The organism is Bacillus sp. NTK074B, assembly GCF_017303375.1.
GTDB lineage: Bacteria > Bacillota > Bacilli > Bacillales > Bacillaceae_B > Rossellomorea.
This window is the reverse complement of sequence record NZ_JAFKOH010000009.1, coordinates 128,432-142,876: the sequence shown is the minus strand read 5'-3', so window position 1 is coordinate 142,876 and position 14,445 is coordinate 128,432. Positions and strand designations below refer to the sequence as shown.

Below are 14,445 nucleotides of genomic sequence, written 5' to 3'. Positions count from 1 at the left end.
GGGACAAAAGGGTTTCAGATAAGAAAAATCCGAATGAGTGATTGGATGAAAATCTAACTCGTTCGGATTTTTGATTTTTAGTGCTAAAGCTCAGTCCATGTATTAAGCTAGTTCTAACTTTTGATTGGAGTGCAATACGTAGATTCCTACGGGAATAGCGGAATGGGTGAGACCCCGCAGGAGCTCAAGCTGTGAGGAGGCTCGCCTTCCGCCCCGAGGAAAGCGAAGTCTTGCACGGAAATCAAAAGCGGTGTACCACGTAATCTCATTGTTCGTTTTTAGAGTGTATAGATTTAGTTATGTCCTATCCACATTTATTTTGACTGGATACCTCCAATAATTTCTGAATATTCCCAATAATATAGCGAAATCTGGTAAAATAATTCCTATAAACGATTCACAGCATTCATTACGAATCAGAAGGGATGGAGTTACATATGCATGTACCATTAGTATTGACGGATTTTCTCGACAGGGCAGTAGAGTTATACGGAGATAAGATTGCCATCATCGATGATGAAAAACGTTTGACCTATAAGCAGCTGAATGACAGGGTGAACCAGCTGGCAAGGGGATTGAAACAATTCGGCATAGAGAAGGGGGACAAAGTCGCGTACCTTGCACCTAATACGACGGAGATGCTGGAAGGATTCTACGGTGTTTACTCTGTCGGAGGGGTGATGACGCCATTGAACACCAGATTAAAGCCTGCCGATTATCAATTTATCCTCACCCACAGTGAGAGTAAAGCCCTGCTTGTCGATGAGGAACTCTATCCATTGGTTCAGCCGATCCTATCAAAGGTACCTCACTTAAAGCATGTGGTGATTCACGGTAAATCGAGGGACGGACATCCAGGTTATGAAAAATGGCGTGGTTCTTTCAGCCGCGATCCTTTCGACCGTGTCGAATTGGAAGAAACGGATATTGCGTCTCTTCTCTATACGAGTGGGACAACGGGAGATCCGAAGGGAGTCCTCCTGACCCACAGGTCCAATTATTTGCATGCCATGTCATCGATGCATCATTTAAGAGTGTCTGACCAAGACATACTTCTTCACGTCCTGCCGATGTTCCATGTGAATGGATGGGGGTCACCATTTTATTATACGGCCAACGGTGCAACCCAAGTGATGCTTCGGAGAGTTGATCCGGAAGTGATTTTGGACAAGATGGATAAACATCGTGTCACTGTCATGCATATGGCACCGACGGTTTTAAATATGCTTCTGGAATCTTACCCTGTCGGGAAGCGTTCCAGCGGGCAGGATGTGAGGGTGGTCATTGCCGGGTCTGCACCCCCTCCTGCATTTGTTCGGAAAGTGGAGGAAGATCTGAAGTGGCAATTCATCCAGGTATACGGGATGACAGAGATTTCGCCCCTTATTACAACTTCTATCCTGAGGTCGTCGGAGCAGGGCAGACCTAAGGAAGAAAAATACCGATTGAAAGCGAAAGCGGGCTATAGCATGATCGGAAGCAGGGTGAAAGTGGTAAACGAGCTGGGAGAAGAAGTGGAACATAATGGTAAAGAGATCGGTGAAATCGTGACAAGGACCAATACGGTGATGGAAGGATATTTTAAAAATCCCGAAGCCACCAATCAAACGATTCGTGGTGGCTGGCTGCATACGGGAGACATGGCGACGGTTGACGAAGATGGCTATATAGAAATTGTCGACCGGATGAAAGACGTCATCATCAGCGGCGGCGAAAATATCTCTTCCATTGAAGTGGAGGGTGCCCTTTATGAGCATGATAGCATTCTGGAAGCGGCCGTTGTAGCCGTTCCACATGAAAGATGGGGGGAAGTTCCCCATGCAGTGGTCGTTCTAAGGGAGGGACACAGTGTGACAGAAAGTGACCTCATCGAGTTTACAAGAGAGAAGCTCGCCCACTTCAAGGCACCGAAGAATATCACATTCGTGAAAGAATTACCCAAAACCGCATCCGGGAAGATCCAAAAGGTTGTCATCAGAAAAGAATTCTGGAAGGATCATGATCGGATGGTTCATTGATAAAAAAAGGCGTGCAGCTGCATGCCTTTTTTAATGGACAAACGCCCTTATTTCACCAAAGCATGATGCCCGGCGTCTCTGTTTAGGCTTTTACAGCATAACTTATAAAAAGGAAGTTTTATCATCATAATAACAGGGAAAAGCAGGTTTTAAGAGTAGATAATTGGAGGGCGTAAAGATGAGCTTAAATTCCCCGTTGGTTCCAAAGTCTAAAACGAATTGTACCAATGAGTATGGAAAGTTGAAAAAAGTCGTAGTTGTATCACCAGAGAATATGCAGATAAATGAAATCATAAATGAGACACAGAAGCATTTTCTGCAAGAAAATATAAATATAGATAAGGCTGTTTCGCAGCATAAACTATTCGTTGAAACATTAGAGAGGCATGGTGCTGAAGTGATTCACCTCACGCCATCGCCGGAATTGAATGAGCAGGTATTCACAAGGGATATCGGATTCACGATCCATGACCGGTTCTTCGTCGCATCGATGAATACGGATGTCAGGAAGGGAGAAGTGGAAACGCTCAAGAGTTGGCTTGACACGAATGAAGTATCGTATAGTGAACTCCTTCATTCCATCGAGGGAGGGGATGTACTCGTTGATGGGGAGAATATTTGGATCGGGGTGAGCGGACGGACCAATCAGCTGGCAATTCAATCGTTACGAAATCAGCTTACACCTTACAACGTTCACGAATTGCCTTTAAGAGAAGACATTCTTCATCTGGATTGCGTGTTCACCATCATTTCAAGTGAATGGGCACTTGTGTATCCACCGGCGTTTTCAAAGGAGGATCTCGAGACCATCAAGAGGCAATACAATATCATCACGGTGACAGATGATGAACAATTCCAAATGGGACCGAATGTGTTGGCAATCGGCGACGGGAAAATCATCAGTCTCACCCAAAATCCAGGTCTTAATGAACGGATCAGAGCGAAAGGGTTTGAGGTGATCGAACTTGATCTTTCAGAGATCATCAAATCAGGTGGATCATTCCGTTGCTGTACGCTTCCCCTTATAAGAGAATAACATTGATAAAACAGGTGACTTAATACCTGTTTTTTTCAATTTTACATAAGCTTTACACTCCTGTATTCGTTTTGAAAATACTTCTTCATATTTAACCCTTATCCTTCTACATGTACCACGAATTATAGGAGGTAGGGAAAATGAAGAAATCAATGAAGAAGATCCTTCCGTTAGCGGTGGTTTCCACTTTGGCTCTTGGGAGTATTATAGGAATGAATCAGGACGACACAGAAGCAAGTGCGAAGGAATCGAAGAACGGCAAAGCAAAAAATGTCATCTTTATGATCGGTGATGGCATGGGTGTACCTTACACAACCGCCCTTCGTTATATGAATGATAATCCTGATACAGTGGAAATGGAGAAGACGGCATTTGACCCTTACCTTGTCGGACTGCAAACGACGTATCCGGAAGATGAAAAAGAAAATGTAACAGACTCTGCAGCTGCCGCGACAGCCATGAGCGGTGGAGTGAAAACATACAATAATGCGATTGCAGTGGATAATGATAAATCAAATGTAAAAACGGTATTGGAACAGGCGAAAGAAAACGGCATGTCTACAGGGATTGTAGCTACGTCAGAAATCACACATGCTACCCCGGCATCTTACGGAGCACATGAAGAATCCCGTAAGAGTGAAGATGCGATTGCAAACGATTATTATGATGAAATGATCAACGGCAAGCATAAGATTGACGTCATGCTGGGTGGAGGAACGGATTTCTTCGAGCGTGATGATCGTAATATTGCAGAACAGTTCAAGAAAGACGGATACAGCTATGTAAAATCAGCTGAAGAGCTTAAAAAAGATGATCATGATCAAATTCTTGGACTATTTGCTGAATCCGGAATGGACAAGATGATTGACCGCGATGAGAAGCAACCGAGCTTAGCGGATATGACGACAGCTGCCCTTGATCGCTTAAAAGGCAATAAAGATGGATTCTTCCTGATGGTGGAAGGCAGTCAGATTGACTGGGCCGGACATGATAATGATGTAGTCGGTGCCATGAGTGAGATGAGAGACTTTGAACAAGCATTTGAGAAAGTAAGAGATTTTGCCAAGGAAAATGGTGAAACATTGGTGATTGTCACAGCTGACCATTCAACGGGTGGTATCTCAATCGGTTCTGACGGTGAATACAACTGGGATCCGGCTCCAATCCAGGCTGCTAAGCATACACCTGACTACATGGCAGAACAAATTGTGAACGGTGCATCGGTTGAAGAAACACTTGCGAACAACATCGACCTTGAACTGACGCCTGAAGAGATTGCTTCTGTGAAAAAGGCGGCTGAAAAAGGCGATCAAACGGAAATCGATAACGCGATTGAGAAAATCTTTGATACGCGTTCAGGTACCGGCTGGACAACAGGTGGACATACAGGTGACGACGTTCCTGTGTACGCGTTCGGCCCTCAAAAAGAGAAATTTGCCGGTTTGATCGATAATACAGATCAGGCGAACCAAATTTTTGAACTATTGAAGAACAAAGGGAAAATCAAAGACAAGAAATAATAATGAAGACCACGCGGGGGCGTGACGTCCCCGGCGTGGTCTATTCTTCTTAGACCTCTTCTAAATCAGAAATACTTACTTCTGAACGTTCCTCAAGCGGCCCTCGAAGGTGCACAACAGCCGTTTTTCCGTCTTCTGATACAGAGTCAATCCAAACGGATGTATCCTTGTATTTGACTTGGATGTCAGCTGATGAAGATAAGATCTGTTTGACTCGATTTTGGTCCATATTTCATTCCTCCTACGTTTTTCATTGATTAGTGTGTCCCAATTAGGTAGAACCATGACCGCATAATTCCAATGGAGAATTGATACTCTAATAGTGAAAGGATGATGATATGAAAAAGAAGGAAGAGAGACTGTCGGCAACAGAAGCCAATATGGAGTTAAACGAACGATTAAATGGTGGCGATGATAGGGAAGCCGACCAAAGTCACATACATGTTGAATCCAATATGATCCCAGTGAATATCTCAAAGGAAGAAGAGTGACCCCTTTTTCAAAGTAAAAACCTGCCTGAAACGAATCAGGCAGGTTTTTGCTATTTCGTTTTATTTTTCTGATCTTTATTGTGCTTATTTCCCTTGCTGTTGTCCCCGCTTGTGATTTCATTTGCGAACTCTGTCGTACCGCGTTTCGGTGAGTTTTGGTTCTCGCTTCCCCGATTGTTTTTCTTTGTCATAAGAATCCCTCCAATTGAGTAGGATGATGATTAGTTTTCCATAAGGACATGGGGACTATTCAAATTTTTGAAGAATATGTGTCTTTCTTCCTGTATTTAACAATCATAATGAAAATGTATCGCTACTAAACGATAATGAAGGAAAGAACTTCTTTATAAAGGGAGGGAAGGGTTGTGCAGGAGAAACAGGTGAGACAGCTGGAGACAGGAAAACCCGGTAATTGGTTCGTAGACGAAGAAGCAGTGAATACAAATGGGTTCCCGATTTTATTTATACATGGAATTCATACATCATCAGAGACGTGGTTTTCGGGTAACGATATGCTTCCAATCACCCGTGGAGCTGGTTATCAATCGGTGTTCATCGACTTGCATCCTGACAAAGATATGTGGAGAAATGGTGAATTACTGGCTGCGAAGCTCAGGGAGATGCATGAATACTTCAATGAAAAGATTGTCGTTGTGAGTCATAGTAAAGGTGGAATCGACATCCAATCAGCATTGGTGCATTATGGAGCTTCTTCCTATATCGAAAGGGTCATCACCCTCTCGAGTCCCCATCATGGATCTGAGCTTGCAGACCTTGCCTTCAGTAAATGGGCAGGGTGGCTGACGGATGCATTAAAGAGTAAGACACCTGCCGTCTTTTCATTGCAAACAGGATATATGAAAGGTTTCCGGGCAGAGACAGATGGGCGTGAAATGGCCGGGTGTGTCCCATTCTATACCTTCGGGGGCACAGGATGGGGCGGTTTCAATTCAGAATTATTTTGGGGAGGCCTGTACTTAAGCAGGTTCGGCCAAAGCGACGGTGCCGTACTGGTGAAAAGCTCAAGGCTTCCTTATGCCAATGAAGTGGCGGTTGAAGATTGGACACACACCACGATCAAAATAGGGAGCAAGATTTATCCTTATTTAAAGAATCTATACACAGAAAAAGTAGCGTCTGTTCCATATGCAGAGGTGAACGAAATGCCCCCGGCAGGAGAAACGTCGGTCCTTCACAGGGGAGGAGAATATGAAGGGGTTATAAGGGAGCGTTTCTCCGTTGAGGAAGGGGTGGAAAGTATCACGGTCGACTGGATCAGTGACCGTCGGGATACGATGTATGAACTGGTAGGTCCCGACGGTGGAGTCTTCAAGCAGTGGAGTCTCTCTGAAGATGCTACAGGGTATTTTCCTGGCGCATATCATCATTCCATCCTTCTTTCACGACCCGTTTCAGGGAAATGGGAAGTGAAGGCGAGATCGACTCAAAGAGAACACTATATGGTAAGCATCCTTTTTTATAAAATTGGAATGAGTGATGCTGCGGGAAGTTTGGCTGTGGGGGATCCTACTGTGAGGAAGACCTATACAATTCATCATATCCCCATGAAAAGCGGGAAGAAAACGTCAACACTCATTACGTCTGAAGAACTTTCATCTCTCCCGTTAGCGGACTTTGAAGAAGGAATTCACAACATCACCACAGACCTGGAAGGAAAAACGATGCAAGGACAAAACTTCCAGCGAACGATGGTTCAAACGATATATGTAGATGGAAAGGGAAATATATATTGAAGATAAGGGAAACAACAAAGGTCCGTCCCTCTCTATAAAGAGGGACGGACCTTTACATTATAGTGTGTTCAGGAATTCTGTCACTTGTTCTGGTGATTTGGCATTGGCGCTGTGCAGGTGAGCGATTTTTTCGCCGTTTCTGTATACCAGCAGACTAGGAATGCCCATGACGTCATATTTTTCGGCGATTTCCGGAAATTCGTCCTTATTGATGTCATACCATTTATATTGATTGAACTCTTCCATGATTTCATCAATGAACATGTCCATGCGACGGCAGTCCGGGCACCAGTCCGCATGGAATTTCACGATGACAGGCTCTGTTGAACCGATTAGATCGTCAAAGGTTTCTTTATTTTTGATTGATTGCATGATGATAACCTCCCTTTTCCCCTTATTTTATACAAAATCCTGCCCCCTTGTAAAACGAATCATTTTTCGTCCGATCTTGTACATGATAATATAGGGATACATTTTGAAAGAAAAAGGTGACATTATGCAGCCCATTAAAGTTGGTTTAGCAGGATATGGTTTTTCAGGACAAAGCTTTCATCGTCCTTTACTATCTCACTTAAAGGAATTTCAGATCGAAGCGGTCCTTTCTTCCAATCAGGATAAAGTATTGAAGGACATCGAAGGGGCGACCGTCGTGTCAACACTTGATGACTTGCTTCAGAAAGATAACGAATTAGTGGTCATCACGACTCCAAATCACCTTCACTACAGCATGATTAAGCAATCGTTATTATCAGGCAAGCACGTCGTCGTAGAGAAGCCATTTGTAACGAACAGCAAGGATGGGGAAGAGCTTCTGGCTTTAGCAAAGGAAAAAGGCCTGCATCTCTCTGTCTTCCATAATCGGCGCTGGGATGCTGACTTCTTAACGATCCAGAAGTTGTTAAAAGAAGAGGCACTGGGACAACTTTATACATACGAAGCCCATTTTGACCGTTTCAGACCTGCCGTTAAAGACCGGTGGAAAGAGAACAAGATGGAAGGAGCGGGAGTGCTGTACGATCTAGGAGCTCATCTCCTGGACCAGGCCCTCATGTTGTTTGGGGCACCAAATTGGGTACAGGCAGATGTTTTACCCCAACGAAATCCCGATAAAGCGGAAGACTACTTCCTGATTACCCTTGGATATGACTTATTGAGGGTACAGCTTTACTCCCGTTCCATCGTTCTGGATCCGGGACCTCGCTATCAGGTTCATGGACTTAAAGGAAGCTTTGTGAAGAGTGGAATGGATCGTCAGGAAGACGATCTGAAAGCCGGCGAGAATCCTATTTCTAAACAGTGGGGAATGGAAGAGGAAGAAAACTGGGGTGTCCTGACAACCATCACAGGGGAAGAAGTCACATCTCAAGTCATTCCTTCTGAAAAAGGGGATTACACCCAATTCTACCTCGGTATCTATGGCGCCATAAGAGAAAACCACAAGCTTCCCGTTGACCCTGAGGATGCTTTACAGGTCATCAAACTAATTGAAGCATGTAAAGAAAGTGCAGAAAGCGGACGAGTCATAACCATATGAACATAGTAAAAGGCTCCCTTCAGATGAGGGGAGCCATTCATTATGCGTTATTCTACCGTACCAGCTTCTAAGATGTGGACCCTGGCGTCCACTTTGAATTTTACTTGGGGGTAGATGCTATCTTCCCATTCCTTGAAGTCAAACCCTCGTATCCCATGCTTTTGGTATTGACCGATGCCTACAGGATCGATCCCTAGCTCCTGGAATTCCTTCAGCATGTTCATGCAATTTTCTTCTATATCTTTTTTCATCGCTTTCTCCACTTCGATCACTTTGTCCGGCGTCAAATTCTTACCGGTATATTCCCGGATGATCCCCCTTATCTTCACTCGTACGGTCACTTCGACGGGACTGCTTTTGTGATTGATGATGATTTTACTTTTGGAAATAAGACTTGTAACTGAGGCCTCAACGGACTTTTCCACATGCCCCTTGCTCTTTTCCTTCCCCATTTTAATCACGTGACTGCCTTCTGCAAATTTATCCACCAGAAGTTTAAAGAAAAACATATCTTTAGCAGGGATTTTCTCCACCATTTTATCTTTATCAAATAACGCAATGCCCGTGATGGCGACACTTTCATTGGATAGCTGCTTCAAGATAGGAAGGTAGGGCGTCTGTCCCTCCTGGAAATAGTCATAGATGAACAAGTGAAGGTTCGTTTCGGGTAATTCTCTCCGAGTGATATTATGGTGAATCAGGTTCGATAGGTATGTACCGTTCCCCCTTAATCCATAATTCCCTTTGATGAGCTCCCCGGCTTCGCCCTCCGTAACGGTTAAATAGAGCCGTGCCCCGACACTTGCATCCCGTTGAAGGGAATCACCGATGTCAATGATTCCCTTCCTTGCTAGCTCCTCCCCAATCAGTACGATGTCAAGTCCTCCCCGAACCAGGGGTTGCTGTGACCTTCGTTCTAATTTTTCCAACACTTCCCTGGTGGAAGAAGCTTCAGCCGACAGTGTTCCATTTTGAATCGACTTGTCCGCTAAATAGATGGGAAATAGGGCGGTCCCTCTTATCTTATTCTCTCCTTCATAGTCGAACGCTTTTCCTGTCTCAATGTACAAATCATCAATGATTTCTCTCTCCACACACCCTGACAGGAACATGGTGCATATCAGAAGGGATAAGATGAAATAACGACCTTTCATGGTTTATGCCTCACTTTCTTCATGATGATCACCAGGAGCAATAGGGCCGGTATGTAAAAATAGTTAATATAGAAACCGATTTGTCCCGAAATATCATTCAGGAAATTCACTTGCTTGCGATCGGTGAATAAGGTAAGGGTGGAAAGGCATAGAATGCATATAATCAGTAACGACGTCCTGTGCCTCAATGGTGTCATCCGTTTTAATATCCTGCTGGCACACCAGGTGGCAATACAGGTGTTGGGAAGGATAATGAGACACCAATTGGCGATCCCGATGTATTCGAATCGTTCTACAAATGGCATTTCAACGATCTTCCACATGGAAAGGGTGGCCCAGACGGTCTTTTCCAGCTGCTTCTGACTAAAGAATGCAAAGGAAATGACCGCTAACAATGTGTATAGCGTAGTAGTGGTAAATAGAGCCCAATGGGCGTACTTCTGTGATTTTTTTGCGTCCTTTATAAAGGGATATAGTATCAAAATGGATTCATAGCCCAAATATGTCAGTGACATATTCTTTGTAGAAATCAACAGGTCCTTAACCGAATGATCAAAGACAGGAAGAACATTCCAGAAGTCCGAATATTGAAAGGTAAAGGCAAACGTCAAAATGAGATAGCTTGGAAGGACAATACCGAAAAAAGCCGTTCCTGTAATCGTCCGTACCCCTCCGTTCACGATATAATAAACGAGTATCAGAAAGAACAGAGAAAAGAAGAACGTGCTCAATCTCGGGTACATCCAAACCTGCAATACTTCGATATAGGTTCGTAAAATGGTAATGACTAATAAGCTGAAGTAGATGACAAATATAAAATTGAATACATTCCCTATCCATTTTCCAAAAGCCAGAGTATGAGCAGATACAAGATCTCCATCCACTTTGTTCAAGATGAAATACATCATCACCATGATAATATGAGTGAAAATACCCGCAAGAATGACAGAAATCCACCCATCGTATCCAGCGTTCATTGAAATGACCCGTTGAAATCCAAGTACACCTCCTCCCACCTGAATGGAGTGGATGAGAAAGAATACGAGAAACGGAGATATTTTTCTTCGGTCCGGAACAGGCTGCATCTGATCACCTCCAAGCGTTATTCATCGATATCGAGCTTTCTCTTGCCTTCGGACGGTCGGAACCTAAACGGCTTCTTGGTACGCAAATATTCCGGACGTCCTTTTTGTTTACTGAACGGAAGTCGAATGAGTGCATCTTTCAGGTCCTTTACCCTTGGAGGATAAAGTGGCTCTAAGAACGGTCTGCCTAAAGACGTTAACTGTAAGAGATGCCCCATAAGGAGGCAGAAACAATAAACGATCCCCAATAATCCCCAAAGCTGTGCAAACAAGAGGAAAGGAAAACGCAGCAGACGAATGGTATTACTCATCCGGTATACGGGAGTGGTAAAGGAAGCAAGTGCCGCAAGGGCTACAAGGATGAGAAGTACGTTACTTGTAATCCCCGCTTCAACGGATGCTGTCCCGATTACGATACCTCCAACGATACCGATCGTCTGGCCGACCTTTGTCGGCAGGCGGGCGCCGGCTTCCCGCAACAGTTCAATGGTCAGTTCAAGAAATAATGCCTCAAGTATCGGAGGCAGGGGGATCTCTTGTCTCGACGTAATAAGGGTTGCCATCAAATCTTTTGGAATCAGTTCATAATGATAGGTCAGTGCCGCTACGTAGATCGGTGTAATTAAGATGGAGAATGCTACAGCGAATACACGAACGAGACGTAAGAAGGACGAAATGAAAAAATTCAGGAAGTAATCTTCATAGGAACTAAAGAATTCCACCAGGGTGGTCGGCCCTATCAATGCATGGGGTGAACCGTCCACCATGATGGCAACCTTTCCTTCCACGAGTACCGAAGCGACCCTGTCAGGTCGTTCGGAGTCCAATAACTGTGGGAAGGGCGATTTACTATTATCTGCAATCAGTTGTTCTATAAATGAACTGTCCATGATTTGATCGAAGTCAATATCACGAACCCTCTGCCTGACCGTATTCACATTCGCATCATCTACCAAGCCATCTACATACAGTAATGCCACTCTCGTATGGGTTAGTTTCCCTACATTGAATAGTTCAACGACGAGTTCTTTGATAGGAAGACGTTTTCGTAAGAGATTTAAGTTATCCATCAGGGATTCCACAAATGCCTCTTTCGGACCGACGACACTGAACTCTACCTCTGGTTGGGATACTTTCCTTCCCATTTCGTTTTTAGTGAATATAAAGGCGAACTTTCGATTGGAGGCACCCATCGTAAGCAAGGTATAGCCGTTATAGAGTTTCTGTTCAATTTGAGTTTCATCTGTGGAAATTTGTATATCCAACACTGGTACGAGGCCATTCAGATCTTCCAAAGAATGAAAATCCTTAGATAGCAAAGATGGAAGGACATCATCTTGTAAAATTTTACTATCGATTAATGTGCTGATGAAATGCAAGCTGAATTTCACACCGGTATGCGGGTTTTGATAAAAAGCCTGTTTATAGTCCACGGATTTCTCCGCTTTCTTTTTCATGCTCTCATATGATTGCTTCTTCTTATCCTGATCGATCTTCTTTTTGCTCTTAAAGAATGGAAACATACTAATCCCTCATGTCCGAAGTATATTCTACCTTGTAGTGTTTCCGAAAAAAGGAGAATTATGAAAAATGGAGGGGGAGGAGGAAAATCATCGTAAGGAAGGTAGTGATGGGAGCCAGCAATGGTAGGATATAAAAAAGCCGGAAGGAGAATCCCTTTCCGGCTTACTTTTATTCCTGTTCTAAGAAATACTTCTCAATATCATCAAGCATTTGATTTGCAGCGATGACGCCGCCTGCTGTATTCCAGATGCTGTCGTTGACTTCGTATACCCGATCCTTCTTCGCTACTTCAAGGTTCTGGAATAGAGGGTCGTTGATCCACTCTTCAGCAAGCTTATTCGCTTCTCCATCACCTGTTTCATACGTGAAGTAAAATAGGACATCGCCATCCATCGCCGGTATGCGCTCCTTTGTCACACCTTTTTCAGCAAAGTCGTCTACATCCTGACCATCAGGACGGGCGAACCCTAATTCATCCAGGATCACCCCTGAGAATGAATCTTTATGATAAATGCGGACATCCCCAGCCATGAAGCGAACCATGGATACTTGTTGGTCCAGCTTATCTCCAAGCCTGCCTTTAAGATCTTCAATCCGCTGATCGTATTCATCCAATACTTTTTGACCTTTTTCTTCTTTATTTAAGGCTTTCGCATACAATTCGAAGTTTTCCTTCCAATCTCCGCGAAGGGTTTCAGCCATGACCGTTGGTGCGATTTCTTTCAGCTGATTGTACTGCTCTTCCTGACGCATTTTATTTCCGATAATCAGGTCCGGTTGAAGTTTTGCGATGGCTTCCATGTTTAATTCGCTCTCTGTTCCAACCACTTCAACGTCCTTCATGTCGTCGCCAATATGTTCATACCAGGGATCACCTGTCCATGATTGTACAGCCCCTGCAGGGGTCACTCCCATGGAAAGAAGGGCTTCTGTCCCTTCATTTGTAAGGATGACGACCTTTTTAGGCGTGCCTTTGATTTCTGTCGTACCCATGGCATGTTTCACCGTGTATGTTTCTTCTTTTGAATCATTTGCTGCAGATTCATCTTTCTCGTCTTTATTTCCACATGCCGCAAGAAATAGAAAAGTAGAGATCAGCAGTAAAGATAGTAAGGCTTTCCATTTCATATGTATATCCTCCTGATATTGGTTTATCGATGATAATGATTATCATTTACACTCATAATAGTAGTGGAGAAGGTTTTCATTGTCAATCCATAATTGATAATGATTTTCAAAATCATTGACGCTTGTTTCAATCTTCTTTAAAATAGTTAGGGAAGAACAGAACGTTATATACGATTTTCCATTCCTTATAAACGGCGTAAGGATTAGAAAGGTTAGCACATGCAAAAACAATTATTGTTATTTTTAGGTACACTACTTTTACTATTTCTGTTTATCGGCATCAGCATTGTATACGGATACACGGACACTTCATGGAAAACGGCTTTGGATGCTTTTATCAATCCAACGGGTTCGACGGAACATATCGTCATCGAGACGATTCGGCTGCCAAGGGCGCTGATTGCAGGGACAGTTGGTGCTTCCCTGGCAATTTCAGGGGTTTTAATGCAAACAATGACCAAGAATCCCCTCGCTTCGCCTGGAATATTCGGGATCAATGCAGGCGGAGCTTTCATGGTGGTTGTGGCGGTTACATTATTCGGCGTAACGAATCTTCAATCTTTTACGTGGCTGGCATTTACAGGTGCCGGTCTAGCCGCTGTCGGTGTGTATGTCATCAGTTCAGCAGGGACGAAGGGACTGACACCGATGAAGCTGACGCTAGCGGGTGCTGCCATCACAGCCATGTTTTCTTCCTTCACACAAGGTTTGCTTGTCCTGAATGAAGCGGCACTCGAGCAGGTGTTATTCTGGCTGGCTGGTTCTGTGCAAGGAAGAAGTCTGGATATATTGAATGGGGTCTTTCCTTATATATTAGCAGGGTGGATCCTTGCCCTCATCATAGCCGGCAAGATGAACATCCTTGCCATGGGGGAAGATGTGGCGAAAGGTCTCGGCTTGAAGACGACCTTGATTAAATTTCTTGCACTGGCCGTCGTCGTCCTCTTAGCAGGTGGATCCGTTGCCGTGGCCGGTCCCATCGGCTTTATCGGCATCGTCATCCCTCATTTAGCCAGGAAGATCATTGGGGTGGATCATCGGTGGCTTATCCCCTTCTCGGGCCTTCTCGGAGCGGTATTCCTATTGGCCGCTGACATTGGAGCCCGATACATCATCATGCCCCAGGAAGTACCGGTTGGCGTCATGACAGCCATAATCGGTGCACCATTCTTCGTGTATGTTGCAAGGAAGGGGTTTTAAA

The 14,445-nt window shown here is 44.2% G+C and carries 14 protein-coding genes; 7 read left to right on the top strand and 7 right to left on the bottom strand.

Going from position 1 to position 14,445, the window contains the following annotated elements:
- The first annotated feature begins 437 nt into the window (after positions 1-437).
- The 3 genes from JI667_RS15910 (at position 438) to JI667_RS15900 (ending at position 4,574) form a co-directional block, all read left to right on the top strand.
- Positions 438-2,018 (top strand): long-chain-fatty-acid--CoA ligase, encoded by a 1,581-nt coding sequence (locus JI667_RS15910; RefSeq protein WP_206856925.1) that lies wholly within the window; start codon positions 438-440, stop codon positions 2,016-2,018.
- Between the two features lie 178 nt (positions 2,019-2,196).
- Entirely contained in the window at positions 2,197-3,054 is an 858-nt protein-coding gene (locus JI667_RS15905) for a dimethylarginine dimethylaminohydrolase family protein (RefSeq protein WP_206856924.1), read from the top strand.
- A 140-nt stretch (positions 3,055-3,194) separates the two neighbouring features.
- A complete protein-coding gene (locus tag JI667_RS15900; protein WP_206856922.1) occupies positions 3,195-4,574 on the top strand; it encodes an alkaline phosphatase in 1,380 nt (459 codons plus the stop codon).
- Between the two features lie 49 nt (positions 4,575-4,623).
- Here JI667_RS15900 and JI667_RS15895 read toward each other — a convergent pair whose 3' ends face one another.
- The gene (locus JI667_RS15895) at positions 4,624-4,803 is read right to left on the bottom strand and encodes an H-type small acid-soluble spore protein (protein WP_206856919.1); all 180 of its coding nucleotides are present in this window, start codon (positions 4,801-4,803) and stop codon (positions 4,624-4,626) included.
- A 109-nt stretch (positions 4,804-4,912) separates the two neighbouring features.
- On the opposite strand from JI667_RS15895, the gene JI667_RS15890 reads away from it, so the two are divergent.
- Entirely contained in the window at positions 4,913-5,065 is a 153-nt protein-coding gene (locus JI667_RS15890; protein ID WP_206856918.1) for a hypothetical protein, read from the top strand.
- A 50-nt stretch (positions 5,066-5,115) separates the two neighbouring features.
- Here the strand turns inward: JI667_RS15890 and JI667_RS15885 are convergent, their stop codons facing one another.
- Positions 5,116-5,256 carry a hypothetical protein gene (locus tag JI667_RS15885; protein ID WP_206856916.1) on the bottom strand — a complete coding sequence of 47 codons (141 nt, stop codon included), beginning with the start codon at positions 5,254-5,256 and terminating at the stop codon, positions 5,116-5,118.
- Between the two features lie 174 nt (positions 5,257-5,430).
- On the opposite strand from JI667_RS15885, the gene JI667_RS15880 reads away from it, so the two are divergent.
- A complete protein-coding gene (locus JI667_RS15880; protein ID WP_206856914.1) occupies positions 5,431-6,819 on the top strand; it encodes an esterase/lipase family protein in 1,389 nt (462 codons plus the stop codon).
- Between the two features lie 57 nt (positions 6,820-6,876).
- Here the strand turns inward: JI667_RS15880 and JI667_RS15875 are convergent, their stop codons facing one another.
- Positions 6,877-7,191 (bottom strand): thioredoxin family protein, encoded by a 315-nt coding sequence (locus JI667_RS15875; RefSeq protein WP_206856912.1) that lies wholly within the window; start codon positions 7,189-7,191, stop codon positions 6,877-6,879.
- Positions 7,192-7,315: 124 nt separating this feature from the next.
- Between JI667_RS15875 and JI667_RS15870 the strand changes: the two genes are divergently transcribed.
- A complete protein-coding gene (locus tag JI667_RS15870; RefSeq protein ID WP_206856910.1) occupies positions 7,316-8,353 on the top strand; it encodes an oxidoreductase in 1,038 nt (345 codons plus the stop codon).
- A 47-nt stretch (positions 8,354-8,400) separates the two neighbouring features.
- Here JI667_RS15870 and JI667_RS15865 read toward each other — a convergent pair whose 3' ends face one another.
- The 4 genes from JI667_RS15865 to JI667_RS15850 all read right to left on the bottom strand — a co-directional run bounded on the left by JI667_RS15865 (position 8,401) and on the right by JI667_RS15850 (position 13,244).
- Complete coding sequence (locus JI667_RS15865) at positions 8,401-9,507, bottom strand: Ger(x)C family spore germination protein (RefSeq protein WP_206856908.1); 1,107 nt, start codon at positions 9,505-9,507, stop codon at positions 8,401-8,403.
- Positions 9,504-10,592 (bottom strand): GerAB/ArcD/ProY family transporter, encoded by a 1,089-nt coding sequence (locus JI667_RS15860; protein ID WP_206856901.1) that lies wholly within the window; start codon positions 10,590-10,592, stop codon positions 9,504-9,506. The genes JI667_RS15865 and JI667_RS15860 overlap by 4 nt, the downstream gene beginning before the upstream one ends.
- A gap of 17 nt (positions 10,593-10,609) precedes the next feature.
- The gene (locus JI667_RS15855; protein WP_206856899.1) at positions 10,610-12,115 is read right to left on the bottom strand and encodes a spore germination protein; all 1,506 of its coding nucleotides are present in this window, start codon (positions 12,113-12,115) and stop codon (positions 10,610-10,612) included.
- A 169-nt stretch (positions 12,116-12,284) separates the two neighbouring features.
- Positions 12,285-13,244 (bottom strand): ABC transporter substrate-binding protein, encoded by a 960-nt coding sequence (locus JI667_RS15850; RefSeq protein ID WP_206856897.1) that lies wholly within the window; start codon positions 13,242-13,244, stop codon positions 12,285-12,287.
- Between the two features lie 219 nt (positions 13,245-13,463).
- Here JI667_RS15850 and JI667_RS15845 point away from each other — a divergent pair, with 219 nt between their 5' ends.
- A complete protein-coding gene (locus JI667_RS15845) occupies positions 13,464-14,444 on the top strand; it encodes a FecCD family ABC transporter permease (protein WP_206856894.1) in 981 nt (326 codons plus the stop codon).
- Position 14,445: the final 1 nt, after the last annotated feature.